This window comes from Streptomyces bullii (assembly GCF_042657145.1).
Classification (GTDB): Bacteria; Actinomycetota; Actinomycetes; order Streptomycetales; family Streptomycetaceae; genus Streptomyces; species Streptomyces bullii.
This window is the reverse complement of record NZ_JBHSNY010000004.1, coordinates 341,211-366,069: the sequence shown is the minus strand read 5'-3', so window position 1 is coordinate 366,069 and position 24,859 is coordinate 341,211. Positions and strand designations below refer to the sequence as shown.

Here is a 24,859-nt window from a genome sequence, read left to right as displayed (position 1 = left end):
GGCTCCTTAGATGAGGGGTTCGTCGTAGACGTCGTGGTTCTCGGGGTTCTTGAAGGGCTGCCAGCCGCCGGAGACGGCGCGGAGCTGAGGTCGGCCGGCGGGCTCGGGGGCGTAGTCGTCGTCGTAGCGGCGTTCGCGGAGCCAGTTGACGGAGTACTTCACGTAGCGGAAGTCCTCGCCTTGCTTCTCGCGGGCGTAGGCGACGGCGGCGGCGATGATCTGTCGCGGGTCGGCGCCGTTGGCGATGGCTGCGCGCCAGGCGGTGAGGGTGGCGTCCTTGTTGCGGCTCTTGGGGTAGCTCAGCCAGAACTCGCCGAAGAGCTTCATGTCGATCGGCGCGACCGTAGAAGCTTCTTCTTCTTGAGGGGTTGAGGGGTATGAGGAGTAGGGGTCCGGGGTTCCCGGACCCTTTTCATGTGGTTCCCGGACCCTTTCGGGGTCGTTCCCGGACCCTTTCTCCTCAGAAGGGTCCGGGTTCTCCGGACCCTTTGCGTCGGATTGGGTCCGGGAACCCCGGACGCTCTGTCCGGAGTCCCCGGACCCTTTCTCGGCGATTGGGTCCGGGAATCCCGGACCCTTTGCGGGTCCCATCTCGGGGATGCGGTAGACGGCTCGGCGCCCGCGGTGGCCGGCAGACACGCCCTCAAGGGCCTTCTTCAGCCGGAGCGCCTTGAGCACTTCGTAGCGGCTGGAGCGGCCGGGCAGGCGCATGCGGCGAGCAATGGTCGGGTCGTCTTCGATGCCGGGCCAGCACTCCCTGGTCTCGTCGTTGGCGTTCTCGGCCAGGACGCTCAGGGCGTGCCGCTCGCGCCAGGTCAGCGTGTCTGGCGCGTAGTCCAGGACCTCGACGAACAGGCGGATTCCCACGGGCTCTCTTCTCTCAGGGGTGCGGCTTGGCTGATGGCAGGGCGGAGCGGCCCCCTAGGGCGGCACGATCACCCGATCGCGCTCGTAGCTATGATAGCTAAGAAAGCGAGTTCGCTGTGGTGTGCTGTGTAGCAAATCCGCTACGCTGGTCCCATGACCGCGCCCCCCACCGAGCACCGCGCCAAGATCGCCGAAGCCCGTAACGTCCTCGGTGAGGTCATCTCGCGCGCCCGCTACGCCAATGAGCCGACGATTCTGGTGAACCGCGGCAAGGAGGCGGCGGTCATCGTCAGCCACCCCTTCTACGAGCAGGCCCTGCGCGACCGCGCGCTGATCGAGGCGCTGGAGAGGCGAGCGGAGGAGCCAGCCGGCAACGCCAAGGCGGACGCACACGGCAAGGCGCACGCTATCCGCGAGGCGCTGGCCGGCGCTACGCGCGACATGAGGTACGCGCTGGGGATCGACGACGACTGACATCCGTCCCCTCCTCTCCTCCTGGCCCCGCAATCGCGGGGCCTTTGTCGTGCGGTTTGTCGGTGCTGCGTCTCAGGGCCGGTCGCGCGGCCGGCGGCCCGCGGTCATGCGGCTTTCTGGCTGCCGGTGAGCCGATAGCGGCGGTCGGCGGCGGCGTTGGCGGCCCGGCAGGCGTCGCAGGGTCGCTCGCCGTTCTTGAGGTGCCGCCGGTACATGCGGGGCTCGCCGCAGACGGGCTCGGGCCGGGGCGCTCGGCTGCGGGTCTTGGGGTGCGTGTCGCCGGGCTTCCAGCCGTTCTCCCGCCAGCCGCGGACGGTGCTTGCGCCGGTTCCGACCCGCTCGCCGATGGCTTTGTCGCTGAGGCCGCGGCTGTGGAGGATGCGCGCGGTGTGGATCTTCTCGGCGCGGGTGAGTTTCACGGGTTCGCCGTTGAGGGCGTACTCGATGGCGATGTAGTCGAGGTCGGCGGTCTCGTCGAAGGTGTCGGTAGTGGAGGCGTAGAGGCGCTCGCGCGCGCCGGCTCCGATGCGGGTTCCGTTCACGCCGCTACCTCCATGTCCTCGGGGTGCCGGAGGAGTTCCTGCTGGAGGTGGTTGCGGGTGACGCCGAGGCGGGCGGCGGCCTGCTCGACGGGGACGCCGTAGGAGAGGAGTTCGCGGGCGTCGGCGGCGATGGTGGCGCCGCGGTTGGAGGCGGCGGCCCGGGCCCGGCCGAGTTCGGCCCAGCGTTCCTTGTGGCTGAGGTGGGCGCGCTCGGCCTTCCACTGCTGGTGGGCTGTCTCGCAGGGCGGGCAGACGGGGATGTCGTTGATGCTGTGGAGCCACCAGCCGCGGTCGGTGCCGCAGTGCCCGGTCCACTCGGGGTGCGCGTTCGGGTCGTCGATGGTGTCGTCGTCCCAGGCGCCGGGCGGGGCCCAGCCTTCGCGGTGGGCTCGGTTTCGTGACCGGGTGGAGGTGCCCTCTTTCTCGGCCAGTGCCCGATAGGCCACCTCGATCTTCATGGCGAGGCTGCGTCGGATGCGCTGCTGGCCGCTGATGACGATGACGATCCTGCTGCGGGCGCTGCCTGCTGCGGTGGCGATGGTCTCGGCGGTGTGGCCGAGGGCTTGGAGGGCGCGGCAGTGGCGGACGCTGCCGGTTGCGTCGATGTACTGGCCGCCGGACGGTTCCGGCTTCACTGCCATGATCTTGGCGTGGGTGGCGTGCTTGATCTTCGGGATGCGCCCGCTGGCGATCTGCCGCATGTGGGCCGGCGAGCTGTCGACGGCAGCCGCGATGGCCACCCATCCCATGGTCTGGTTCAGCTCGCGGAGCCGGGCGCGGGCTCGTGAGGCGTCCCGGTAGGGGATCCGGCCGAGCTGCCGGTTGACGCGCTGCCGCTTCTTCCCGGCGCGGCGGGCATTCAGGCAGGGTTCGCATTTGCAGGGCTCGCGGTATCCCGGGCAGCCGTTGGCGCGTGCGTAGGTGCCGTGTGCGGGCAGGGGCTTGGTGGCCATCAGTCCTCCTTCCGGGTGTTGTGGGCGGGCCCGTAGTAGGCGAGTGCGGCGTCGAGCAGCAGGTCGTTGTCGCGGCCGGGCTGGGTGTCGATGGCGGGCGGGTCGACGCGGAGCTGGCGTTGGGCGGCGGCTTGGTCGTTGCGGGTGCGCTGGTCGCCGCTGCGGTAGGCGGCGATGGCGCGGCAGGCGCAGTGGAAGGCGCCCCACAGGCCGATCGCGACTGCCCCGGCGGCGACGGCGAGCGGGTACAGCGCGCCGTAGTTGAGGTCATTGAAGGCGTCCATCAGGCCACCGCCGCCCGGAAGCTGGCGGTGCCGGTCCACTGGCGGCACAGGGAGCGGTGGACGGTGGCGCGACGGGAGGGGACGACGCCGGCGTGCTCGATGACCCCGGCCTTCGCGGCGGCCATGAACGCGGCGCCCCAGCGGGCGGGGCTGTCGGGTTCGTCGACGAGGCCTTCGGCGATGAGGTCGGCGGCCTGGAACGGCTGGCCGCGGCGGGCCATGAGCTCTATCGCGGCGCGGCAAGCGGTCGCCCAGTCGGGCGGGGTGTTCGCGGTGGCGCGGGCGATGCCGTCCTGCTTGGCTGCCTCACCGGCGGCCGGGGACACGGTGCCCTGCGGCACGATCGGGAACTGGAGCTGTGTCATCGTGTGGTCTCCTGGTGTTCGAGGAGGCCGCCCGCGATTCGGGCGCGGGCGGCGCCTCAGCGGCTACTCGGAGGGGACGGCGGCCGGCTTGTCTGCCTTGCCGCCGGTCAGTTCGTCGGTGCTCACCCGCGGGGCCGGGAACTCTTCCTCGGCCGTGACCTCGCCGCGCTGGATCGACTTGTAGATGACGATCAGCTGGGCGACGTCGTGCTCGGTCCACTTCGTCGACGGCCGGTCCAGGCGGTTCTCGATGCGGTCCGCGGTGACGCCGATGCCCTCGAACGTCTTGATGGCGTCGGCGATGCGCTGGGCGAGGGGCTTGCCGCCGCCGTCCCGCAGCGTCTGGTTGCAGAGCTCCTTGGCCTCTTCGACGAACCAGGGCGGCAGGATCGCGAAGATGGCCTCGCGGACGCGGCGGGCGCCGTTGTTGGCGTTGTTCTCGTAGATGTCCCGCATGTCGGTGAGCTGCTTGGTGCCGCTCTTGGTGTCGCGGCGGTGCGGGACGATGAACGTCGAGCTGTTGCGGGAGTTGGTCTGGACGTCCCAGGCGAAGGCCTGCATCTCGGACTGGCCGTAGTCGTCGTCGCGGCGCATCTCCACCAGCCCGTACTGGACGTTGCCCCAGACGCGGGCGAGCTCACGGGCGAGGTGGACGGAGGCGCCGGTGACGGTGGAGCCGCCGCGGCTGTAGCGGAAGAAGGCGCGTTCGGCGAGGCCCTGCTGCTTGCAGGACTCGCGCATCTCGGCGACGGCGGCCTGGATGTTGCGGGGGCACTGCTGGGCGACTACGACCGCGGCCTGCACTTCGGCGGCGGCGCGGGACTGCTCGACCGCGGTGCCCTGCCCGATACGGGCCGGCGCGGTGGTGGAAGGGATGGGGACGGGCTGGTTCACGAGTACTCCTCTTGATCGCGCTTCTCGGCCCAGGCGGGCAGAGGCAGGTAGGTGATGCGGTCGTTGAAGCCGGGCCAGTTGCCGGTGCGCTCGCACTCGGCGTAGATCCGCAGGGCGCGCTCGTTGCGGGCGGCGCCGAGTGTGAGGGCGGGGAAGTCGAGCTCGACCAGGTGCACCAGGTAGGGCGGCGTCTTGGACTGGAAGACGAAGATGAACGCCGGTTCCTGGGCGCCGTGCAGGCCGAGCGCCTTGACGCCCTTGAGGTAGAACGCGGCCTGCGCGTGGTAGCCGTGCTCGTACACGGCCCGCTGCAGTGCGGCCGGGTCGACCGCTTTCGCCGTCTTGAGGTCGACGACGATGAGGCGGCCTTCTCCGGCGGGCTTCAGCCAGTCCGGGCGTATTCGGCAGCGGACCCCGGTCGCCTGGTCGGTCCAGTAGATGGACCGTTCGGCGATGCCGCTGCCGGGCTTGAAGAGCGGCCCGGCCACGGGGTGGGAGCGGACGGCGTCGGCCATCGCCCGCACCTGCTCCCACTCGTGGCGGAGCAGTGGCACGGCGCCCATCTCCCGGGCCTCGTCGCGGGCCTGCTTCGCCGGTTTGGTCAGGTAGCTGTCGAAGGGCAGCACCTCCAGTTCGGGGCCCTCGCCGAGGACTTCCGTGTGCACGGCGTGTCCGAGGTCGAACTCGCGCTTGGGCGCTGGAGGGTTGTCGCGGTCGTGCTTGAACTGGGCGGGGCAGCCGGGCGGCAGCAGAGCACGCAGTCCGGACGAGGAGATCGAGCTCCGGTCGGCGTGGTACTCGTCGGCCGACAGGCCGTCGACGACCTTCGGCGCCTCCACCTCGACCGCGGCGGTCATGCGACGCCGTCCAGGGGCATCGGGCGGGCGCACGGCTCGCACAGTCCGTCGTCGGTGAACGGGCCATCCTCGTCCTTGCAGCGGGTGCAGCGGATCGGGATGGCGCGGTCGAATGAGCAGGGCCCGCAGTCGGGGTGGCCACAGTCGAGCTTGCGGGCGTGCTCGGTGGCCTGCGTCCAGGCGTAGCCGCGGCGCAGGACGACGGCGTGCAGGACAGGTGAGAACTCGCTGCTGTCCCGCATGCGGAGTTCGGCGAAGGTGGCGTTCAGTTCGTTGGCCATCTCCAAGGCTTCAGCGAGGCTGTCCTTCTGGTGGATGTCGTCGAGGCCAAGGACCCAGACGGCCCACTCCTGGTCTTCGTAGCCGACCCGCTTACGGTCGGGCCCGAAGAGGCTGCTGGTGCTCATGTGGTCTCCAAATGGGTGTGCTGGGTGGGGGCCAGCTCCCCGGGCGGGGGGTGCTTCGGGGAGCTGGCCCTGGTGCCGCGGAGCGCTGGGGGTGTCGCTCGACGCGGCCGTATGGGGTTGTGGATCAGGCGGCGTCGGCGAGTTCGACGATCCGGTTGTGGGCCTCGTTGAAGTCCTCTGTGTCAAGGCCCATCCACGGCACCGTGTGGGTCATCGCGGTGAGGATCTCCAGGGCGTTGAGTTGGTCGGCCTTGTACTCGGCCGCCGCCGCCTCGATGTCGGCGTCGGTGTACGTGCCGTTGCGGGTGACGTCGCCCGGCATGTAGCTGCTGCCAGGGGACTCGCACCAGGCCCAGGAGAGCTTGGCGGTGAGGTCGCTGACGGTGTCGCCCTTGATGGTGTCCTGGATGGTTTCGGTGTCCTGGGTCCAGTCGATGCCGGACTGGACGAGGATCTCGACGCCCTTGAACGCGTCCTCGCGGCGCATGGCTTCGGCGATGGCGAGTCCGCCGTGGTGGCCAATGCGCCAGCGGGCTGCGCAGTTAATCGACTGGTCGGCGGGCATTCGGAAGACGAACAGTCCAGGTGCGGCCTGGATGGCGTCGGGAACGGTGTACCGCTGCTCGCCGTGGATGACCATCGAGTACTCGGTGACTTCACCGATCACGGGAATCTCCTTGTGGGATCGTTGGTGGTGGATCCCCGCTCGCTTCCATCGGGCGGGGGTTCTTCTTGTGCGGCCGCCCCGGGCCGGCCGGTGTCTTCCGGCGGGGCGGCGGGTCAGGCGGCGGGGATGTTCGCCGGGTTGGTGGCGTCGGGTGCGGCCTGGCGTTCCGTGATCGGGACGACCGGGTGGACGGCGCGGATGCCGTGCGGCACGGTGGGCTGGTCGTCGCCCGTCCGCAGGTCCCGCGGGGCGGGCACGCTGATCGGGTGGGCGTTGGCCCATCGGGCTTCCCACGCCTTCAGGGCGGCCTTGAGGCGGGCGATCTCGCGGGTGTCCGTCTGGTGCTGCTGCGCGGCCTGTGCTTTCTCCAGGCGGCGGTCGCGCCGCTGCAGGGCCAGTTCGTCGGCGAGCCGTGCGGACTTGGTCTGCTCGGCGCGCAGCAGCTCACGCAGCTTGGTGTTGTCGTGCTGCAGTCCGGCTTTCGTCCAGCGGTGGCGTCCGGTCACGGTCTACTCCAGGAAGCTGCGGTCGATGTAGCCGGCGGCTTCGGTGTCGGCGAAGTCGCGGGCGGTGGTGAGTTCGAAGTTGCGTTCGCGCTGGAAGGCGAGCTCGGCACTGAGCAGGGCCTCGCGTTCGCCGAGCCGCCGGATGGCGGCCCGCAGTTCGGCGTTCGACATGGGCCGGCGGACGGTGAGGGTGTTGGTCTCGGCGTGCCAGGTCTGGGGCCGGTTCCAGTCGGCGCACGGGTAGGCGCCCTGCAGCAGGGAGGCGATACGGCGGGAGCCGCCTGCCGCGAACTTGATGACCTGGCCTCGGGCGTCGAGGGCGCGGGCGAGGTAGGTGCGTTCGGTGGTGCCGGTGGCGTCGGTCCAGATGGGCGTGACGAGGATGGTGGTCGCGCCGGGGGCGATCTGGTGGAGGCGCCAGGGCAGTTGGTGCTGGTGCCTGCGGCGTCGTGAGGCGGACGCTTTGCGGGGCCGGGAGGGGAGGGCCTCCAGGACGGGTGCGGTCACGACGCTGCCTCCTCGGCGCGGTCGGTGGTGGGGGCGGCGGTGCACGCCTTGTGGTCGTCGACGGAGGCGGCGAGGGTGTCGCGGGCGGCGTCGATGAGTGCCTGTACGTCTGCGGTTCCGCCCGTGGCGGCGGCGTTCGCCAAGTCCCGCAGGTGCGTGATCCGGTTGGAGCGGTTGTTGCGCTGCCGCAGGGTGAAGCGGTGGGCGGACTTCTCAGCGGCCAGTTCCGCCTTGAGGCGGTGGACCTCGGTCTCGGCGTCGCGGAGCTGCTTCAGTGCTCCAGGGAGTGCGTCGGCGCCGTAGGTGGCCCGCCACTGCTCGACCTCGGAGAGCAGCAGGAGCATCGACTCCTTGGCGCGGGCACTGTGGAACGAGATCGACGTCTCGTACCGCAGCAGGCTGCGGATCTCCGCGAGTCGCGCGTCGTCGAGCGGCTGGGGCTGGTCGCCGACCGGCACCGGCAGCGCGGACGGGGTAGCCACAGCGGCGGCCGTCTCCTCAGCCTGCTTGGCCGCCTGCCACACGCTCTCCGACACCGGGTCGACGTGGGTGAGGCAGATGTAGGAGCCCTCGCCCTCGACCCAGACGACGGGGTCGCCGCTGGCAGACAGCTGAGCCTTCGTGCGGGTGCGGGTGACGAGTCGGCGGGCGTCAGATGCGTCCTCCGGCCGAAAGCCCGGGTAGGCGAGCACCGGGGTGCCGACCGGGTAGCGGGCGTTGAACTCGTCGGCGTTCACGCGGCCACCTGCTTCCGGGCGGCGTCGTACTGGGCAATACCCCACACGACCGCGTGGCAGCACCAGAGGTAGCGCCAGTCGTAGTCGTCGAACTTCCACTCGCTCGTGTAGCGGAAGCGCCACGCCTCGCCCCACTGCCCCTCGGGCAGGTATTCGAAGGCGGCCAGAGCCTCGCGGGCCTCCTCTTCGGTCTCCATGCTGTATGCGGCGAGGAAACCCTCGGTTTGCTCGCGCCAGGCAGTGGTGACGCCGGGATAGAACTCCTCGGCCTTCGCCAGTTCCTCCGCCACCTTGCGGTCGAAGAGGTCGTTCGAGAACTGGATGGCGGGCTCACCCCAGGCGACGAGCTTCTCGTGCCAGTAGCCGAAGTTCGGGCGGTCGCCGACCGACGAGTCGCGGAACAGCCGGAGCATGTCCTCCGTCGGGTAGACGGAGAAGACGTAGGTGCCGACCTCGCCGACGAACGTCAGCTTGTGCGGCCACGTGATCAGGTCGAATCGGTAGCCGCCGCCGTCCGGCGACGCGAACCGCAGGTGTCGGTAGAGGCCGTCGTCGTGCAGCACCGTCATCTGGTGGCCCGCCGTGTCACGGGCGAAGCGGGCAGCGATCTCGGCGTAGTCGGTCATGCCGCACCGCCCTGACGGACGACACGCATGTTGCGGGCTGCCGGAATGTCGACGGTGTAGACGAGGTGCGCGGCGTCCTTCTGGCCGTTCTCGTCCAGCCAGTCACCGACGTCCGCGATCGCCTCTACACGAGCGGTGGCGGCCTGCCGCTCCAGCTCGGCGGCGACAGTCGGCCCCATGTAGAGGGGGACGGCGCGGGCGCAGCGCGTCTCGTTGTCCTCCGGCTTCAAGTACGGCCGGTCGGCGTAAGTGAAGGCCGAAGTGGTCTCGGGCCGGGGCTGGAAGACGAAGCCCTCGTCCTCGACGAACTCCCAGTCGTGGTGAGTGCGGGCGTCGTTCGGCTCGTCGGAGTGGTCGCAGTAGTAGCCGACCGGCTTCATCTGGGACTGAGGTGAGATCATGGACACGGCGGTCCCTTTCGTTGCGTGCTCTGGATGGGGATCGTCGAGGTCGCTCCGGGCCAACGGGGCGGCCTCTTTGCTTGCCGCTCAGGCAGCGGTCAGGACTCGCTCGGCCGGCTCCCTGTCGCCGTTCATCCAGGCGTCGAGGTCGGCGATCTTGTAGATGTAGCGGCGGCGTCCGTGGGGCTTGCCCTTCGGGCCGTAGTTGTCTCGCCGCCACCGGTAGAGCGTGGTTACGCACACGCCCAGGTAGTCGGCGGCTTCGGCACTCCACAGCCATCCGCTCGGCGGAGGCTTGAGCTTCTTCTGCATGGGGCTATTCCTCACTCGTGGGGGTCTGTTCCGGAGATGTTCGTATCGTGTCTGGAGACGAAGGAGGCGCGAAAAGAGGAAAGATCGCACTGCCGACAGCCTCCGCGAGGGCTGTCGCATCGTCGACGTCCGCGTCGTCCTGCCTGCCAGTCAGGAGCTTGTCGATCACCCCTCGGCTGACCCCGGATTCCCTGGCCAGCTCGCGTACCGAGTAGGGGCACCCTCGGCCCGGGAACTGCATGTAGTGCTTGAAGACCGAGATGCTGCGAAGGGTCCAGCGGCGGTTTGGACGTCGGCTCACGATTCCCCCGTGTGGTGCGGAGCTGTTTGCCTGACATAGCTAAGCACAGTCGAGACGAGTCGTCTACAAATCGGAGACGATTGGCAGTCGAGTATCGGCAGTGTTCTTGGCCAGATAGCATGCATCTGTAGACGAACTGTCTCGGATCCCGGATGGTTGTACGGACTGAGCTGGTACTTTCCCGAAGATTTCTGACACACACAGAGACAGCCGGTGTGATAGTGACCCGAGAGGAAGAGGACATGACGGCAGCGGCCACCGCCCCTGACCAAGGCGCGGCCCAGCCCAACCCAGGCGCACTCTCCCGACTCATCCAAGAGGCCAACGACCGCGGCCTCTCCTACGCCAAGATGTCCGAGCGGGCAGTCGACCGGGAGACCGGCACCAAGCTGTCCAAGCCCTACCTTCAGCGCCTCGTCACCAATCCGCCGGCCAACGCCCCGAGCCCGAAGCAGCTCAAGGCCATCGCCAACGCGCTCCGCGTGAGCCTGCGCCGCGTCAAGGCCGCCGCCGCTGAACAGTGGCTGGAATACGAATCGACCGAACTGGCAGGCTACGGCGATGACGTGCGCATCATCGTGTCCCACTTGAAGGAGATGCCCGAGTCTGAGCTGCGGCGTTGGCGCGCGATGATCGAGGCCGACGAGCGCGCCCGCAAGGAGGAGGACTAGCGGGGTGGGCGCCCAAGTGACCGAAAAGTCCCTATGTAGACATTCCATTGAACGGATTGTCACCGTCTGCATACGGGACGTACCCTTCCACAACCGTGCGCTTGCGGCCCAACACGCCTCAGGCGCACCGCGACCACGGGAGGGTGCATGCTGCGCGTTGAATACCAAACCGTCGACGATCTCGCCCCCGGCTGCCTGGTCCAGATGGAAGAGGGGCGCGGATGGATAGCCGTCAAGCTCCGCCGCGACGCTGACATTGAAGACATCACCCGCGGCCTCAACGCCGCGCTCGAACACTTCCTGGCCGACTGCGGCTGGTTCCAGATCTGGCGCGGACGGATCATCTGCGCCGACTCCCCGGACAGCCCGCTCAGCGTCCGGTACGTCATTGACCCCAAAGTGGACTTGCGTGCCTGCGTGCAGGTCCGCGAGCGCCGCGGGGAAGTCCGCGTACACGTCTGCCCCGATGCGTCGGCAGACGACTTCGCCAGGGCCCTGAACCCCGCCACCGAGCGCTTCCTGGCCGGCGGGCAATGGTTCCAGCTGTGGCAGGGTGAGATCATCACGATGGACACCCCGGGCAGCGCCGCAGCCTGAGCCGTACCACCAGGAGTAACTGGATGCCTGGCTACATTGAGGACCGCTGGTACAAGAAGGGTCCCGACGGCAAGCGCACCATCCCCACCGATCGCTGCAACCAGGGCAAGCGCTACCGCGTGGCTGGCGTTCCCGGTGTGCGGGATCGCAGTTTTGAGAAGCTCACGGGCATCGATGGGGCTAAGGCGTGGCTGGCCAAGGCCCAGCACGAATCGACCCGCGGCGAGTTCATCGATCCGCGCGACGGCACCATGCTGCTGCGCGAGTACGTCGAAGAGCACTGGTGGCCCAACCAGAACTATCCGGACCCGATCACCAGAAGCACGATCAAGGGCAAGGTGTGGAACCACATCCTCACCCACCTGGGATCGAAGCCGCTGAACACGATCAAGACGCCACAGCTTCGGGCGTGGCTGAAGACGCTGAACTCGCAGCTCGGGCCAGGCACTGTCAACGACGTGTGGGGGGCTCTGTCCTCCATCCTGCAGGCCGCGGTCGACGACGAGCGGATCACCAAGAACTACTGCCGTTCCCAGAAGACCGTGCGTCCGCCGGCCCGGCCTGATCCGCGAGCGGAAGCCTGGTCACGGGAGCGCGTTCTTCAGGTGCGGGCCGCGATCGACGAGAGTGCACGCTTGGCTGTCGACCTCGGGGTCGGTGCCGGCCTGCGGCAGGGAGAGGTGTTCGGGCTCGCCCTTCAGGACGTTGACTTCGACGCCATGGTCATTCACGTGCAGAGGCAGGTGAAGAAGGTGGGGTCGAAGCTCGTCTTCGCGCTGCCGAAGGGGCGCAAGACCCGCACGGTGCCTGTGCCGCCGCACCTGCTGCAGAACATCAGAGACCACCTCGCCCGGTGGCCGGCCACTGCTGTGACGCTTCCGTGGGGGGATCCAGCCGACGGCGAGACGGAGAAGGAGGTGAAGGAGCGGGCGCCGCGCACTTTCGAGCTGCTGCTGACGTCGGCGCGGGGCGGTGCGTGGAGGCGGGACTACTTCAACGACACCCTGTGGAAGCCGGCCTTGGAGGCTGCGGGCCTGATCGCTCCGCCGGAGGTGCTGAGGCGTCCGATCGCTGGGAAGCCGGGCAGGTTCAGGACGGTGCGCAAGTATGCGGAGGATCGCGAGATGGGCTTCCACTCGCTGAGGCATACGTTTGCCTCTGTGCAGCTGGACGCGCGCGAGTCGGTTGTGTCAGTGTCGAAGTGGCTCGGGCATGCGGATCCGTCGATCACGCTTCGGATCTACGCGCACATGATGCCGGAGGCGGACGGCCGGGGCCGGACTGCGATGCAGAACTGGTTCCAGGGAGATGTGGAAACGATCTCCCCAGCCGCTCCCCGAGATTCGGGAGTTGCGATTCCGCAGCAGAGTCAGCCCCTCGAAGCTGGCGTCTCAGTAGAGGCGGGCGAGCCTGTCCTAGCGCCCTGACCAGCGCAGTTGCCGTTGCCGCCCCGTCTGCGTCTTCTCGTGGATGCTGCGACGCAGGGGGCGTTGGCGGCGGGTGAGCTCATGTTGAGCCAGATCGTGTTGTTCAGCCACGTGGCCTCCGGGACCGGGGTGTGGCCGTACACCACGGCCGCCCGGCCGCGGTAGTCCTCCGCCCACGGGTAGCGCACCGGCAGGCCGAACTCGTCGGTCTCGCCGGTGGTGTCGCCGTACAGGGCGTGCGAGCGGACCCGGCCGGAGGTGCGGCCGTGGTACTTCTCGGGCAGGCCGGCGTGGCAGACGACCAGCCTGCCGCCGTCGAGGACGTAGTGGCTGACCAGGCCGTCGATGAACTCCCGCACGTCCCGCTGGAACTCCTCGGTCTCGTCCGCCATCTGCTCGATGGTCTCGGCGAGTCCGTGGGTGTGCTGGACCCTGCGGCCCTTGAGGTACCGGCCGTACTTGTTCTCGTGGTTGCCGGGCACGCAGAGCGCGTTGCCGGACTTCACCATCGTCATCACGCGGCGCAGCACGCCCGGGCTGTCCGGGCCGCGGTCGACGAGGTCGCCGACGAAGACCGCGGTGCGGCCGTCCGGGTGGACGCCGTCGACGTAGCCCAGCTTGCCGAGCAGCGCCTCCAGTTCGGCGGAGCAGCCGTGGATGTCGCCGATGATGTCGAAGGGGCCGGTGAGGTGGGTCAGGTCGTTGAACCGCTTCTCGGTGACGACGGTGGCCTGGTCCACCTCCTCGACGCCCCGCAGGACGTGCACCTTGCGGAAGCCCTCGCGCTCCAGGTGCCGGAGGGAGCGGCGGAGTTCGCGCACGTGCCGCTGGACGACCCGGCGCGGCATGTCGGACCGGTCGGCGCGGGCCGCGTTGCGCTCGGCGCACACCTCCTCGGGCACGTCGAGCACGATGGCTATCGGCAGCACGTCGTACTGCCGTGCCAGCTCGATCAGCTGCCGCCGGGCGTCCTGCTGCACGCTGGTCGCGTCCACGACCGTGCGGCGGCCGGCGGCCAGGCGTTTGCCGGCGATGTAGTGCAGGACGTCGAAGGCGTCCTTCGTCGCGCTCTGGTCGTTCTCGTCGTCGGAGACCAGGCCGCGGCAGAAGTCGGACGAGATCACCTCGGTGGGCTTGAAGTGCCGCCGGGCGAAGGTGGACTTGCCGGAACCGGAGGCGCCGACGAGGACGACGAGGGACAGGTCGGTGACGGGCAGGACCCGCCCCTCGGTCCGGGTCCGGTCCTGGGTCTCGGCGCTCATGCGGTCTTCGCCTCCTTCTCGGTGCGCATCGCGAACACGGCCATCTGGGTGGGCGGTCCCACCTTGGGGTCGTCGGGGCCGACGGGGACGAACTCGACGCCGTACCCGTGCCGTTCGGCCACCGCCCGCGCCCACGTCCGGAACTCCTCGCGCGTCCACTCGAAGCGGTGGTCGCCGTGCCGGACGTGACCGGCCGGGAGGCTCTCCCAGCGCACGTTGTACTCGACGTTCGGTGTGGTCACGAGGACGGTCCGGGGCCGGGCCGAGCCGAACACGGCGTACTCCAGGGCGGGCAGCCGGGGCAGGTCGAGGTGCTCGACGACCTCGCTGAGCACGGCGGCGTCGTACCCCTTGAGCCGGTTGTCGGTGTACGCCAGCGAGCCCTGGAAGAGCTTGACGCGCGCGGCCTGCCGCTCCCCCATGCGGTCCAGCTTCAGCCGCCGGGAGGCGATGGTCAGGGCCCGCATCGACACGTCCACGCCGACGATCTCGGTGAAGGTCGGGTCCTTCAGCAGCTCCCGCACCAACTGGCCCTGTCCGCAGCCGAGGTCGAGGACGCGGGCGGCGCCGGACTGCCGGAGCGCGGCCAGGACGGCCTCCCTGCGCAGCACCGCCAGCGGGGTCGGCTTCTCCTCCTCGTCCGCCGTCTCGGCCTCGACCGCGTTGTCGATCTCCTCGACCTCGCTGTCGTCGGCCTCGGCCAGCCGGACCAGCTCCAGCCGCTCCCTCGCCTGCCGCGTCAGCGACCAGCGGCGCGCGAGGTACCGGCTGGTGATCAGGTTCTGCTCGGGGTGGCCGGGCAGCCAGCCCTCACCGGCCCGCAGCAGCTTGTCGACCTCATCGGGGGAGACCCAGTAGTGCTTGGCGTCGTCGAGGACGGGGAGCAGGACGTACAGGTGCCGCAGCGCCTGGGCGAGGGTGAGGCCGCAGGACTCCAGGACGAGACGGACGTAGCGCGAGTCACCCCACTGCGGGAACTCGGAGTCCAGCGCCACGGGTTCGGCGGTGACCGTCCACCCCAGCGGTTCGAAGAGGTCTCGTACGAGGTTCGGGCCGCCGCGCGCAGGCAGTGCGGGCACCTCGACGCGCAGGGGCCTGCTCTGCTCGGGCAGCTCGGGCCGGGCGGTGCACACGCCCCGCATCGCGCTGGAGAAAACGCCGCTGAGCGCGACAGCGAGCAGGGAGGAGGCCGCGTACGGGCGGTCGTTGACGTACTGTGCGAGCGCCGCGTCGGGTGCGCCGCCCCGGCCCTTGCCCTTGCCGCGCCGTACCAGTGCCACCGGATCCACCTCCAGCAGCAGCGCCGCCGTGCAGCGCTCGGCGTCCGCCTCGGGGTAGAGGACGTGCGCCGTGCAGTAGGACGTGGGGAACGCCTGCGCCTTGTCGGGATGCTTGTGCAGCAGGAAACCGAGGTCGGTCGCCGGGCGCTCGGGCGTGCCGGTAGTGGTGATGGTCAGGAACACGGTGGGCCGGCCTTGAAGTAGGGGATGCGGAGGAGCAGGGGAAGCAGCGTCTTTCGACAGGCACGGCGACACGTCGGCCGCGTCGCGGTCTTCCCCCTGTACGGCGCCTCGTCGGTGGCGCGTCCCGTACACCGTACAGAGCGCGGATCAGCGGCACTCGGGGTTTTTCGCACTCTCGTGGCGCAGCGCCGAGGCCCTCGCCGGCGCGCCGAGGCCCTGCCACGGGCCCACGCCGGGGAACCCGGTGGGTGCCGGCCGCCGATCGCCGCGAACGTGGAGACGGTGCGGGTCAGCAGGCTGAAGGGGACCCTCCACCACGACTGTTGCGCCTTGCAGGGGAGTTGGCGGGCGTGACCGGGCGTCACACGGGCGGTCGGTCGTCCCCGGGGGGCTCCTCCTCCTTCTTCCAGGGGCCGACGCCGAGCCGGCCCGTGGTGCCGAGGTCGAGCTCCGGCGTCACCAGCACGGGCTCGGCGCCGGGCTTGGCCCAGACCCTGGCGTAGGGGGCGTGCACCGGCTCGCCGTGCCGTACGGTGTTGCGCCACACCAAAGTGGCGTGGGCGCGCTCGCCGGGGCGCAGGCTCACCGGCCGGGGTGCGCCGTCGGCCCCGGTGCCGGAGGCCACACCCTCGCCGCCGTGGCGCACCTGCACGCCGGTGACGGGCTCGTGGTCCTCGCCGAGGAGCTCCAGCCGCGGGTAGCCGTCGACCTCGTACGGGCGTGTGCCGCAGTTCTCCAGACGGACGCTCAGGGCGCGCAGTCCCATGGCTGCGTCGGCTTCCTCGTCGGCGTACACACGCACCCCGGAGGACGGGCAGGGGCCTGCAGGGGCCGGTGACTGGTCCGTGGGGACGGTCCTGACCTCCAGGATCCGCACGCGCGACGCGCCGGGCGCGACCGCGCCCAGGGTGCGCCGCACCGTCCGGCCCGGCTGGACCGCCGACACCGTGTGCTCGGTGGTCGCCTGCGCCTCACCGGCGTCGTTCGTCCAGGAGAACGTGATGGTGTACGTGTTCGCCTCGGCCCCGCGGTTCGTGATCTGGAACCCGGCCAAAAGCCCGCTCTCGCAGCCGGGCGAGCCGGTACTGAGAGCGGTGATCCTGACCCCGTCCCGCTCCAGGTCGGCCGGGTGACCGGGAGGCGGGGAGGCCCGGCCGGGCAGGGGCGAGGCGGCGGCTTCGGAGGGCCGGCCAGCGGTCCCCGGGGCGTCGCCGTACCGGTGCCACTGGCCGGAGCAGGTGGGCAGCGGCTGCGCGGAGACGCCACCGAGGGGGCTGCCCGCCTCGCGGCCCCTCGAGTCGGGCTCCTCCGCGCCGCAGGACGTGACGAGAGCCGCGCCCGCGAGGACGGCTCCGAGGACGGGGAGGGGGGTGGCGGGGCGCATCGGCCCACCTCACCAGGGATCGGACCGACCGGGCTGTGGCGGAAGCCACTCCTCCGGTCACAGGGGCGTCACAGCACCCGGCGCGCCCGTCCGGCCCGGGGGCCAGGACGAGCAGGAGGGCGCACCGGGACCAGGACGTCCCGCGGGGCGCCCCCGGCAACAGCAGTCCTCGGGGGCGCGCGGCACCGTGGCCGTTACGACAGCTGCGACTGGACCTGGGAGGAGATCAGCTCCAGGTGGTCCAGGTCGTCCAGGTCGAGGACCTGGAGGTAGATGCGCTGGGAGCCGATCTCGGCGTACCGGCCGATCTTGTCGACGACCTCGGCGGGGGAACCGGCCAGGCCGTTCAGCTTCAGCTCGTCGACCTGGCGGCCGATCGCGGCGGCCCGGCGGGCGACCTCCTCGTCGTCCTTGCCGACGCACACGACCAGCGCGTTGGAGTAGGTGAGCTCGCCGGGGTCGCGGCCGGCCTCCCGGGCGGCGGCACGCACGCGGCCGAACTGCCGCTCGCTGTCCTCGATCGAGGCGAACGGGATGTTGAACTCGTCGGCGTAGCGCGCGGCCAGCCGCGGAGTGCGGGTGGCGCCGTGGCCGCCGACGAGCACGGGGATCCTGTCCTGCGCGGGCTTGGGCAGGGCCGGCGATTCCGTGAGGTCGTAGTACGTGCCGTGGAAGTCGAAGGTCTTGCCGACCTCCGTCGCCCACAGCCCGGTGACGATCTCCAGCTGCTCCTCGAGGCGGGCGAACTTCTCCTTCGGGAACGGAATGCCGTACGCCTTGTGCTCCTCCTCGAACCAGCCGGCGCCCAGGCCCAGCTCGACACGGCCGCCGGACATCTGGTCGACCTGGGCGACCTGGATGGCGAGCACGCCCGGCAGCCGGAACGTTCCGGCCGTCATCAGCGTGCCGAGCCGGATGCGCTTGGTCTCACGGGCCAGGCCGGCGAGGGTGATCCAGGCGTCGGTGGGGCCGGGCAGGCCGTCCACGGAGCCCATGCGGAGATAGTGGTCGGATCGGAAAAATGCGTCGAAACCGAGGTCTTCGGTGGCCTTGGCCACGGTGAGCAGAGTGTCGTAGGTGGCCCCCTGCTGGGGCTCGGTGAAGATGCGAAGATCCATGCCTCCATCCTGCACGTTCGCGGCGCGGCCGACTCCGCCGGTCCCCGCGGGCCTGTCGTGCCCCGCTCGGGTGGAGAGCCGTCACCGTGCGCCCGTGAGGTGACCGGGCGCCGGTGGGGGACCGGGTCCGTGACCGGCTCCGACGTTGTCGGTCGATCCGGCGGAGGGGACCGCCCGGCATCCGCACGGGCCCCGGTGACCGCCGGGGCCTCACCCGTACTGCCTCCTGCCGGGGGCCGGGGCGGGCTGGGTCGCATCCGGGGGCGGGTCCCGTCGGCCCGGCGGGCCGGGGCGGCGCGGCCGGGGCGGCGCGGCGCGGTCGCGGCCGGGGCCTGGCACGGCAGGCACGCCGGGGTGGCCGGGGGTAGGCGAGGTGCCCTGCGCGGCAGGCGTGCGAGCACGGCCCAGGTGGGCAAGGCGGCCCGGCGTGGCCTGGAGTGCTGGAGTGGGCGGGACGGTCGAGCGGGCGGGCGCGCGGACGGTGCGGAACGCCCGCCGTCAGGTGGGCCGGGTCAGCTCCTTGCCCGCGTCCTCCGTATCGGCGTAGACGTCGAAGACCTGGTCGAGGCCGGTCGTCCGCAGGCTGCGGGCGGTGTTCGCCGGTATCCCGGCCAGGGCGAAACGGGCCTGCGCCGCGAGTGCCCGGTGGCGCGCGGCCAGGAGAGCGGTGATGCCGCTCGAATCGCAGAACCGCATGCCGCTCAGGTCGACCAGCAGCAGCCCGCCAGGCGTCAGAACGAGAGCGCCCGCGGCCCGGCGCAGGTGCGGTGCGGTGCTGTGGTCGAGGTCACCGGCGACCCGGAGGACGGGGCCGGCGGGGCGTGCCGTCGTGATGGGGTCAGTGTCATGGGCGGCGTCCGGTCAGGAGGCGGGGTCGGCGGGACGGCCGAGGGCGAGCAGGGCGGTGTCGTCGTCGACCCCCTCACCGAGACCTTCGAGCAGGCCGGCGAAGGCGTCGATCACCGTGTGCGGGTCGGCGGGGGCGAGGTCGGCGGCGAACGACTGCAGCGCCTCGTAGCCGTACAGGCGGTTCCTCTTCCCCGTGCGTGCCTCGGTGAGGCCGTCGGTGTAGAGCAGGAGCGTTTCGCCGGGCTGGAGAGTGGTGTGGACGCTGGTGAAGGAGGCCTTGGGGAGCGCCCCTATCAGCAGTCCGCCGGGCGTCGGCAGGTAGTCGGCCCGGCCGTCGTTGCGCAGGGCCAGGGCCGGAGGATGTCCGCCGGCGGCGAGGCGTACGCCCACGGTGTCGCCCTCGGGTTCCAGGATGCCGAAGATCGCGGTGCAGTAACGGGGGTCCCCGCCGGTGTAGCGGTCCAGCAGCGCGGTGTTGAGGGTCGTCAGCGCGGTCTCGGGGTCCGGGTCGTGCAGAGCGGCGGTGCGCAGCGTGTAGCGGACCAGGGACGTCACGGCCGCGGCCTGGGGGCCCTTTCCGCAGACGTCGCCGAGGAAGAAGGCGAACCGGTCGTCGGTGAGGGGGAACAGGTCGTAGAAGTCGCCGCCGAGCTGCATGGAGTGAGCCGTGTGGTAGTAACCGGCGGCTTCCATGCCGGGCAGGGCCGGCAGGCTCGACGGGAGCAGGCTCTGCTGGAGCACGGCCAGCGCCTCGCGCAACTGTTCGCGGTCGGCCTCCGCCTGCCGGCGGGCCTCCTCGGCCTCGCGGCGGGCGCGCAGCAGTTCGGTCTCGTAGGCGCGTCGGTCGGTGGCGTCGAAGACGGTCGTGCGGATGAGCAGGGGCTGGCCGTCGTGCCCGGTCTTCACACTCGACGTCACCAGCACGGGGAGCCGCGATCCGTCCGCGGCCCGCATCTCCAGCGCGATGCCGCCGACCTGCCCCTGCATGCGCAGCAGAGGAGCGAAGTGCGTCTCGTGGTAGAGCCTGCCTCCCACGGTCAGCAGGTCGCTGAAGCGTCTGCGGCCCACGACCTCCTCGCGGGAGAGCCCGAGCCAGTCCAGCAGCGTTCGGTTGATCTTGGCTATCGTCCCGTCCATCAGCGTGGACAGATAGCCGCAGGGGGCCGACTCGTAGAGTTCCTCCGCGCTGTCCTCCAGAAGAGCGGTGAACTCCGCGTCGGTGTACGGCCTGCCCCCGCCGTTCGCGCCGGGGCCCGGGGGACACATCATGCGAGGTCGCTCACGAAGGCGGAGATGGCCTCGGCGGTGGCTTCTGGGGCGCTCAGCTGCGGGCAGTGGCCGGTGGCGGCGAGGGTGACCAGGCGGCTGCCGGGGATGGCCGCGTGCACATAGGCCCCGACCTCCCGGGGAGCGATGGCGTCGTGCTCGCACTCCAGGATCAGGGTGGGAACTGCCACGGACTTCAGGTCGCGGCGGCTGTCGGAGAGGAACGTGGTCCGTGCGAAGACACGCGCGATCGCGGGGTCCGTGGCGCAGAAGCTGTTCGTGAGTTCCTCGCCCAGTTCGGGGCGGTCCGGGTTGCCCATGATGACCGGGGCCATCGCCGCCGACCAGCCGAGGTAGTTGGCTTCCAGCGACTCCAGCAGCTCGTCGATGTCGGTCGCGCTGAAGCCGCCGCGGTAGTCGTCCTGGTCGATGTAGCACGGCGAGGGGCACACCATCACCAGCGAGCCGAGGCGCTCCGGCACCGCGCCGACGGCCAGCACACCGACCATGGCGCTGACGGAGTGACCGACGAACACGGCGTCCCGCAGGTCCAGCTCCTCGCACACCTCCACGACGTCCTGGGTGTAGCCGTCCAGGGTCGCGTAGCGGTCCTCCCGCCACGCCCCGAGGTCCGAGCGGCCCGAGCCGACGTAGTCGAAGAGCACGACGCGGTAGTGCTCCGCCAGTGCCGGAGCCACGAGGCGCCACATGTTCTGGTCACAGCCGAATCCGTGTGCGAGCACCACGGTCCGGCCGTCGGCCGGTCCCGTCACGCGGACATTGTTCCTGCGGAGGACGGTCATCGCTCCATCCTCGCACGTCCGGGCTTCGAACCGGGCTCCCGGATGTCCTGGGCAGGGGCGGGCTCCCGCGCAGGCAGGTTCACCGGCCGTGCCGCCCGTGTCACCGGCGCGGCTGTGGCGGCTCCCCGTTTCGACGGATCCGGGGCAGGGCACTCCGCGATGACGACCGGCGGGACGACGAGCGCGGGAGGCTGGGCGTGGCCATTCGTGTGGGAAGGAACCACGCCGTCCCTCGCAGCCCGGGCCGGATGGCCGGGCCGGGCTCTGATCGGCAAGCCGGGGTGGGTGATCGGGGGCATGATGCAAAGGGGCGGGGAGGGCAACCGGGCTTGCTGTGCCCACACCCCCGCCCTCTCCCGTCGCGAGCGCACCAGCACCGGCACAGGCACAGGCACAGGCACGGCAGAACGCCCGCAAAGCCAGTGATCCGGAGGGTGGCGCCGTCGTCCAGACGCGCCGGGACGAGGGACGGGCGCGAGGCCGGGGACGGCACGGCCGTGCGGCCGGGGACGGCATGGGCCTGAGGCCCGGGACGGCACCGGCGTGATCCTCGCTCTGGGTCCGGGCTCCGGGGCCCATTCCCGGGTCCCGGCCGGAAGCACAGGGCGCGCCCCGACCCCGCGGGGCGTCGGCAGGAAGGGAAGGGCGCATGAGCGACCGGCCGCTCGAGCACCGTACCGTCGTCGTGACGGGTGCGGCCCGTGGGCTGGGCGCGGCCCTGGCCCGGGACCTGTCCCGCCGCGGCGCCCGGCTGGCGCTGCTCGGTCACGAGAGGGCCGGGCTGGAGACCCTGGCGGGTTCCCTGCCGACGCCGGCCCTGGCTGTCGAGGCCGACGTCACCGACGTGGGGGCCCTGGAGCGGGCCGCGCAGACGGTCCGCTCGCGTCTGGGCCCGGTCTCGGCCGTCGTGGCGAACGCCGGCATCGCGCACGGCGGTCCGTTCCACGCGTCGGACCCGGCCGACTGGCGGCGCGTGATCGACGTGAACCTGACGGGGAACGCGCAGACGGCCCGGGCCTTCCTGCCGGACCTGGTCCGGACCGCGGGCTACTTCCTCCAGGTCGGCTCACTGGCGTCCTTCGGCGCCGCGCCCCTGATGAGCGCGTACTGCGCCTCCAAGGCGGGGGCGGAGGCCTTCGCCCACGCCTTGCGGGCCGAGGTCGCGCACCACGGAGTGGCCGTGGGCGTCGCGTACGTGAACTGGACGGACACCGACATGATCCGCGACGCGGACCGGTACGCGATGCTGCGCGTGCTGCGCTCCACCATGCCCGGACCGGGCGGTCGCGTGTGTCCAGTGGACCATGTCACCGCGCGGCTGGCGTGGGCCGTGGAGCACCGCCGTACCGCCGTGTACGTGCCCGGCTGGCTGCGGCTCGTCCAGGCGGGGCGCGCGGCGCTGCCGCCGGTCGTACTGCGGGTGTCCCGGCGCCGGCTGCCCCGGCTGGAGGAACACGAGCCGTTGCGCTCCACGGGCCCACTCGGCGCCGGGGGCCGCGCGGACGCGGCGGCCGCCGGGCCGGACGTCCGGGCGTGAGGGCTCGGTGGCGGGACGTGGTCGCCGGGCATGACGCAGACCAGGACCTTGTCGTGCGGAACCCACGGCCGCTCCCCCGCGACCCGCTGCGCACGAGCCCGCCGCGGGCGCCAGCCGGCCTCCCCTTCCGGTACCGCCGTGCCTGCCAACCTGCGCGAGATCTCCAGGACACGGTCCCGGGACCCATCCGCCGCAGGCCCTACCCGGCCTCCCGCTCCAGCACCGCCTGCTCACGGTCCGCCAGCCTGCGCAGCATCTCCAGGACACGGTCCCGGGACTCGTCGGCCGCGTCGATGGCCTCCATGCACTGCCAGTACGTGCCCTCGTCGGCCGCGGCGCAGGCGAGGCCGACGAGGGCGATGCCGACCTCGCCGAGCAGTCCGCCGAGGTACATCAGGGCCTGGCGGGCGTCGCCCAACTCGGTGAGCTGGGCTGCGCGCAGCTCACCGGGTCCCAGCCGCGGGGTGTCGAGCACTCCGCAGCCGCGGCCCGCCAGTTCGGTCAACCCCAGTGCCTCACCTCTCAGTTCGGGCGGTCCGGCGACCGCGAGGCGACTGCCGATGGCCTGGGCGAGGGCCTGTGCCTGCCAGACCTCGACCAGGATCTCCGGCCCGCCGCCGCTCGCCGCCAGGGCCCGCCTGCTCGTCACGATGAGCCGCACCGCGTCCATGCGCTGCCCCCCGTCTGTCCGACGCGCCCTGCCGCGCGTCCGCCCGAACTCCCATGCCCATCCACTACCCAGAGTGAGGGCGACTGAGACGAAAAGCCAGAGGAAGACGGAATTTTGCGGACAACAATTCAGACTCGTCCCACCTGTTGACTCCGGAGAGTGATAGCGGACGGATCACTTCCTAGGGCGCTGGGGGTTCGGGGGGCGCGGGGAACCTCCGTTCGTTCCGGTCGATCTTCGCGTCCAGCGCCCTGAGCGGGTCGATCCCCAGCACCCCGCACAGTTGCAGCAGATAGGCCAGGACGTCGGCGACCTCGTCCGTCACGCGGTGCGCGGTGTCGGGGTCGTCCATGACGCGGGCGGACTCCTCGGGCGTCAACCACTGGAAGATCTCGACGAGTTCGGAGGCCTCCACACTGAGCGCGGCGACGAGGTTCTTGGGCGTGTGGTACGGCTGCCAGTCGCGCGCGGCGGCGAACTCGGCGAGCCGGCGCTGCAGCGACGCCAGGTCCGGGGGCTGGTGCTCCTGAGGATCAGTCACGGGTCAGGTGTACCACCGTGACTCCGTCGGCTCCGGCGGCCCAGGAAGCGTCGCTCACCGCGCCGACCAGGCGGATGTGCCCGCGCTCGGACATCCGCGCCGCCAGCCGCAGCAGTTCGCTGCGCTGCCGTGCGTCCAGACAGCGGTCGAGTCCGTCGGCGAGCACGGTGAGCGTCTGGAGGGCCGCGGGGACCTCGCCGGGCGCGTCGACCTCCAGGACGCCGGGTCCGGTGAGCAGCACCAGGGCCAGCGCCAGGTAACGCAGTTCGCCGTCGCCCAGCAGGCGCAGGTCCGTGCGGATCCCGTCGCCCCGGTCGAGCAGCGCGCGGACCGCTCCCGCGCCGTCCGTGCGGGCGAGCACGTCCGCCACCGGTCCGGCGCACCCGGCGCGCACCGCCGCGACCAACTGCGCGTGCCGCCGCCCGCACTCGGCACGGGTGCGCCACAGGACGTCGGCGAGGTTGCCGCAGTCGCCGAGCAGCCGGCCGGTGCCGGCCGGTACGGGGCCGCGCATGCCGTCGGGCCGGGGATCGCAGGCGAAGACCGAGCGCAGCGCCACCACCATCTGCTCGGCGGCGGCGAGCACCCGGCGCTGCCCGGGCGTCCTGCCGGCGACGCGCAGCGGCAGCAGCGCGGTGCCGAGCCGGTCGTCCGGCAGCGGGGCGCGGGTCACCGGGGTGGAGCCCGCCGTGTGCCAGGCGGCCTGGACCGCGTGTCGCGCGGGATCGCGCAGGGCGGTCTCCAGCAGGACGAGACCGTCAGCCGTCAGCCGCTCGCCGACCACGCGCAGACGGGGCTCGGCCTGGACGGCGACGTCGAGCCGCACGGGACCGGCGGGGCCGTCGGCCGTGCAGCCGATGCGGAAGCCGCGGCGGCCCTGGGTGTCGGGCCGGGCCCGCTCCGGTACGCAGGCGGCCGGGTCGGGGAAGGCCTCGCCCAGTTCGGCGCCTCCGCCGAGCCGGGCGAGCGCCTCGTACGCCCGCAGCGCGCTGGTCTTGCCGGATCCGCTGGGTCCGGTGAGGAGGGTGAGCGGCCCGAGCGGGAGTCCGGCGCGGCGGTGCCGGGCGAAGGCGGACAGGTGCAGCGCGGTGACACGGGGCCGGTCGGGGTGCGTGTCGGGGGTGTCCGCGGAGGCCGGCGGGGCGTGCCGTACGGGGTCGGAGGACGCGGCGGGGAGGGTCATGTGTCCGGACGCTAGGACCCCGCCGTTCGGCGAACCGTTCCGCTTACCGGGCCTTCCCACGATCGGGCGACCCGCCCTGACACGACGTGCGTGATGCCCCTGGCGTGCTGCGCGTTCTCCGCCCACCGGACGTGACCTGTGCGCGCGAGCGGCCCGCGCCGAGGGCGCGCGAGGCCCGTACCCCGGCACGCCCGGAACTCGGGTCGGGCCGGCGGGCGGCGCACTGAGCGATCCGGCGCGGACGGGCGGACGCGGCACCACTCCGGCGCGGACGGGCGGACGCGGCACCACTCCGGCGCGGACGGGCGGACGCGGCACCACTCCGGCGCGGACGGGCGGACGCGGCACCACTCCGGCGCGGACGGGCGGACGCGGCACCACTCCGGCG

29 protein-coding genes and 1 pseudogene are annotated in these 24,859 nt (G+C 71.4%); 5 read left to right on the top strand and 25 right to left on the bottom strand.

Annotated elements, in window-relative coordinates; genetic code table 11:
* Positions 1–6: 6 nt before the first annotated feature.
* Positions 7–867, bottom strand: coding sequence for a hypothetical protein (locus ACFPZJ_RS13040; RefSeq protein ID WP_381020751.1), 861 nt, complete (start codon positions 865–867; stop codon positions 7–9).
* Between the two features lie 153 nt (positions 868–1,020).
* On the opposite strand from ACFPZJ_RS13040, the gene ACFPZJ_RS13035 reads away from it, so the two are divergent.
* On the top strand, positions 1,021–1,341 hold the full coding sequence (locus tag ACFPZJ_RS13035; protein WP_381020748.1) for a type II toxin-antitoxin system prevent-host-death family antitoxin: 321 nt from the start codon (positions 1,021–1,023) through the stop codon (positions 1,339–1,341).
* Between the two features lie 104 nt (positions 1,342–1,445).
* Here the strand turns inward: ACFPZJ_RS13035 and ACFPZJ_RS13030 are convergent, their stop codons facing one another.
* From ACFPZJ_RS13030 to ACFPZJ_RS12965, 14 genes are all read right to left on the bottom strand, one after another.
* Positions 1,446–1,883 carry a hypothetical protein gene (locus ACFPZJ_RS13030; protein ID WP_381020745.1) on the bottom strand — a complete coding sequence of 146 codons (438 nt, stop codon included), beginning with the start codon at positions 1,881–1,883 and terminating at the stop codon, positions 1,446–1,448.
* On the bottom strand, positions 1,880–2,836 hold the full coding sequence (locus tag ACFPZJ_RS13025) for a hypothetical protein (RefSeq protein ID WP_381020742.1): 957 nt from the start codon (positions 2,834–2,836) through the stop codon (positions 1,880–1,882). Before ACFPZJ_RS13025 ends, ACFPZJ_RS13030 begins: the two co-directional genes overlap by 4 nt.
* Complete coding sequence (locus ACFPZJ_RS13020) at positions 2,836–3,120, bottom strand: hypothetical protein (protein ID WP_381020739.1); 285 nt, start codon at positions 3,118–3,120, stop codon at positions 2,836–2,838. The genes ACFPZJ_RS13025 and ACFPZJ_RS13020 overlap by 1 nt, the downstream gene beginning before the upstream one ends.
* Complete coding sequence (locus ACFPZJ_RS13015; protein WP_381020736.1) at positions 3,120–3,485, bottom strand: hypothetical protein; 366 nt, start codon at positions 3,483–3,485, stop codon at positions 3,120–3,122. Before ACFPZJ_RS13015 ends, ACFPZJ_RS13020 begins: the two co-directional genes overlap by 1 nt.
* A gap of 63 nt (positions 3,486–3,548) precedes the next feature.
* Positions 3,549–4,379: a hypothetical protein gene (locus ACFPZJ_RS13010; RefSeq protein WP_381020733.1), complete on the bottom strand. Its 831-nt coding sequence runs from the start codon at positions 4,377–4,379 to the stop codon at positions 3,549–3,551.
* Positions 4,376–5,236: a PD-(D/E)XK nuclease-like domain-containing protein gene (locus tag ACFPZJ_RS13005; protein WP_381020732.1), complete on the bottom strand. Its 861-nt coding sequence runs from the start codon at positions 5,234–5,236 to the stop codon at positions 4,376–4,378. Before ACFPZJ_RS13005 ends, ACFPZJ_RS13010 begins: the two co-directional genes overlap by 4 nt.
* Complete coding sequence (locus ACFPZJ_RS13000; RefSeq protein WP_381020729.1) at positions 5,233–5,643, bottom strand: hypothetical protein; 411 nt, start codon at positions 5,641–5,643, stop codon at positions 5,233–5,235. Before ACFPZJ_RS13000 ends, ACFPZJ_RS13005 begins: the two co-directional genes overlap by 4 nt.
* A 124-nt stretch (positions 5,644–5,767) precedes the next feature.
* Positions 5,768–6,310, bottom strand: coding sequence for a hypothetical protein (locus ACFPZJ_RS12995; RefSeq protein WP_381020727.1), 543 nt, complete (start codon positions 6,308–6,310; stop codon positions 5,768–5,770).
* A 113-nt stretch (positions 6,311–6,423) separates the two neighbouring features.
* The gene (locus ACFPZJ_RS12990) at positions 6,424–6,816 is read right to left on the bottom strand and encodes a hypothetical protein (protein WP_381020724.1); all 393 of its coding nucleotides are present in this window, start codon (positions 6,814–6,816) and stop codon (positions 6,424–6,426) included.
* A gap of 3 nt (positions 6,817–6,819) precedes the next feature.
* A complete protein-coding gene (locus ACFPZJ_RS12985) occupies positions 6,820–7,323 on the bottom strand; it encodes a hypothetical protein (RefSeq protein ID WP_381020722.1) in 504 nt (167 codons plus the stop codon).
* Positions 7,320–8,060 (bottom strand): hypothetical protein, encoded by a 741-nt coding sequence (locus ACFPZJ_RS12980; RefSeq protein WP_381020721.1) that lies wholly within the window; start codon positions 8,058–8,060, stop codon positions 7,320–7,322. The genes ACFPZJ_RS12985 and ACFPZJ_RS12980 overlap by 4 nt, the downstream gene beginning before the upstream one ends.
* Positions 8,057–8,686: a hypothetical protein gene (locus tag ACFPZJ_RS12975; RefSeq protein WP_381020719.1), complete on the bottom strand. Its 630-nt coding sequence runs from the start codon at positions 8,684–8,686 to the stop codon at positions 8,057–8,059. The genes ACFPZJ_RS12980 and ACFPZJ_RS12975 overlap by 4 nt, the downstream gene beginning before the upstream one ends.
* On the bottom strand, positions 8,683–9,087 hold the full coding sequence (locus ACFPZJ_RS12970) for a hypothetical protein (RefSeq protein WP_381020717.1): 405 nt from the start codon (positions 9,085–9,087) through the stop codon (positions 8,683–8,685). The genes ACFPZJ_RS12975 and ACFPZJ_RS12970 overlap by 4 nt, the downstream gene beginning before the upstream one ends.
* Positions 9,088–9,174: 87 nt before the next feature.
* Positions 9,175–9,399, bottom strand: coding sequence for a helix-turn-helix transcriptional regulator (locus tag ACFPZJ_RS12965; protein ID WP_381020715.1), 225 nt, complete (start codon positions 9,397–9,399; stop codon positions 9,175–9,177).
* 543 nt (positions 9,400–9,942) lie between these two features.
* Between ACFPZJ_RS12965 and ACFPZJ_RS12960 the strand changes: the two genes are divergently transcribed.
* The 3 genes from ACFPZJ_RS12960 to ACFPZJ_RS12950 all read left to right on the top strand — a co-directional run bounded on the left by ACFPZJ_RS12960 (position 9,943) and on the right by ACFPZJ_RS12950 (position 12,395).
* Entirely contained in the window at positions 9,943–10,371 is a 429-nt protein-coding gene (locus ACFPZJ_RS12960) for a hypothetical protein (RefSeq protein ID WP_381020712.1), read from the top strand.
* A gap of 147 nt (positions 10,372–10,518) precedes the next feature.
* Positions 10,519–10,968, top strand: a complete 450-nt coding sequence (locus ACFPZJ_RS12955; protein WP_381020711.1) for a hypothetical protein — start codon at positions 10,519–10,521, stop codon at positions 10,966–10,968.
* Positions 10,969–10,991: 23 nt separating this feature from the next.
* Positions 10,992–12,395: a tyrosine-type recombinase/integrase gene (locus ACFPZJ_RS12950; protein WP_381020709.1), complete on the top strand. Its 1,404-nt coding sequence runs from the start codon at positions 10,992–10,994 to the stop codon at positions 12,393–12,395.
* Between the two features lie 83 nt (positions 12,396–12,478).
* Here ACFPZJ_RS12950 and ACFPZJ_RS12945 read toward each other — a convergent pair.
* From ACFPZJ_RS12945 to ACFPZJ_RS12915, 7 genes and pseudogenes are all read right to left on the bottom strand, one after another.
* A pseudogene (locus ACFPZJ_RS12945) lies at positions 12,479–13,657 on the bottom strand (AAA family ATPase); the annotation flags it as partial.
* Positions 13,654–15,120: a 3' terminal RNA ribose 2'-O-methyltransferase Hen1 gene (locus ACFPZJ_RS12940; protein ID WP_381020707.1), complete on the bottom strand. Its 1,467-nt coding sequence runs from the start codon at positions 15,118–15,120 to the stop codon at positions 13,654–13,656. The pseudogene ACFPZJ_RS12945 and the gene ACFPZJ_RS12940, both read right to left, overlap by 4 nt.
* Before the next feature lie 361 nt (positions 15,121–15,481).
* Positions 15,482–16,504, bottom strand: a complete 1,023-nt coding sequence (locus tag ACFPZJ_RS12935) for a DUF4232 domain-containing protein (RefSeq protein WP_381020705.1) — start codon at positions 16,502–16,504, stop codon at positions 15,482–15,484.
* A 194-nt stretch (positions 16,505–16,698) separates the two neighbouring features.
* A complete protein-coding gene (locus ACFPZJ_RS12930) occupies positions 16,699–17,622 on the bottom strand; it encodes an LLM class F420-dependent oxidoreductase (RefSeq protein ID WP_381020703.1) in 924 nt (307 codons plus the stop codon).
* Positions 17,623–18,120: 498 nt separating this feature from the next.
* Positions 18,121–18,456, bottom strand: a complete 336-nt coding sequence (locus ACFPZJ_RS12925) for an STAS domain-containing protein (RefSeq protein ID WP_381021304.1) — start codon at positions 18,454–18,456, stop codon at positions 18,121–18,123.
* A gap of 27 nt (positions 18,457–18,483) precedes the next feature.
* A complete protein-coding gene (locus ACFPZJ_RS12920; protein ID WP_381020701.1) occupies positions 18,484–19,740 on the bottom strand; it encodes a PP2C family protein-serine/threonine phosphatase in 1,257 nt (418 codons plus the stop codon).
* Positions 19,737–20,540, bottom strand: coding sequence for an alpha/beta fold hydrolase (locus ACFPZJ_RS12915; protein ID WP_381020699.1), 804 nt, complete (start codon positions 20,538–20,540; stop codon positions 19,737–19,739). The genes ACFPZJ_RS12920 and ACFPZJ_RS12915 overlap by 4 nt, the downstream gene beginning before the upstream one ends.
* Positions 20,541–21,189: 649 nt before the next feature.
* Between ACFPZJ_RS12915 and ACFPZJ_RS12910 the strand changes: the two genes are divergently transcribed.
* The gene (locus tag ACFPZJ_RS12910) at positions 21,190–22,077 is read left to right on the top strand and encodes an SDR family oxidoreductase (protein WP_381020697.1); all 888 of its coding nucleotides are present in this window, start codon (positions 21,190–21,192) and stop codon (positions 22,075–22,077) included.
* A gap of 199 nt (positions 22,078–22,276) precedes the next feature.
* Here ACFPZJ_RS12910 and ACFPZJ_RS12905 read toward each other — a convergent pair whose 3' ends face one another.
* The 3 genes from ACFPZJ_RS12905 to ACFPZJ_RS12895 all read right to left on the bottom strand — a co-directional run bounded on the left by ACFPZJ_RS12905 (position 22,277) and on the right by ACFPZJ_RS12895 (position 24,471).
* Positions 22,277–22,747 carry a DUF6099 family protein gene (locus ACFPZJ_RS12905; RefSeq protein WP_381020695.1) on the bottom strand — a complete coding sequence of 157 codons (471 nt, stop codon included), beginning with the start codon at positions 22,745–22,747 and terminating at the stop codon, positions 22,277–22,279.
* Positions 22,748–22,928: 181 nt separating this feature from the next.
* Positions 22,929–23,288: a nucleotide pyrophosphohydrolase gene (locus ACFPZJ_RS12900; protein WP_381020692.1), complete on the bottom strand. Its 360-nt coding sequence runs from the start codon at positions 23,286–23,288 to the stop codon at positions 22,929–22,931.
* Entirely contained in the window at positions 23,281–24,471 is a 1,191-nt protein-coding gene (locus ACFPZJ_RS12895; RefSeq protein WP_381020690.1) for an AAA family ATPase, read from the bottom strand. Before ACFPZJ_RS12895 ends, ACFPZJ_RS12900 begins: the two co-directional genes overlap by 8 nt.
* Positions 24,472–24,859 lie beyond the last annotated feature (388 nt).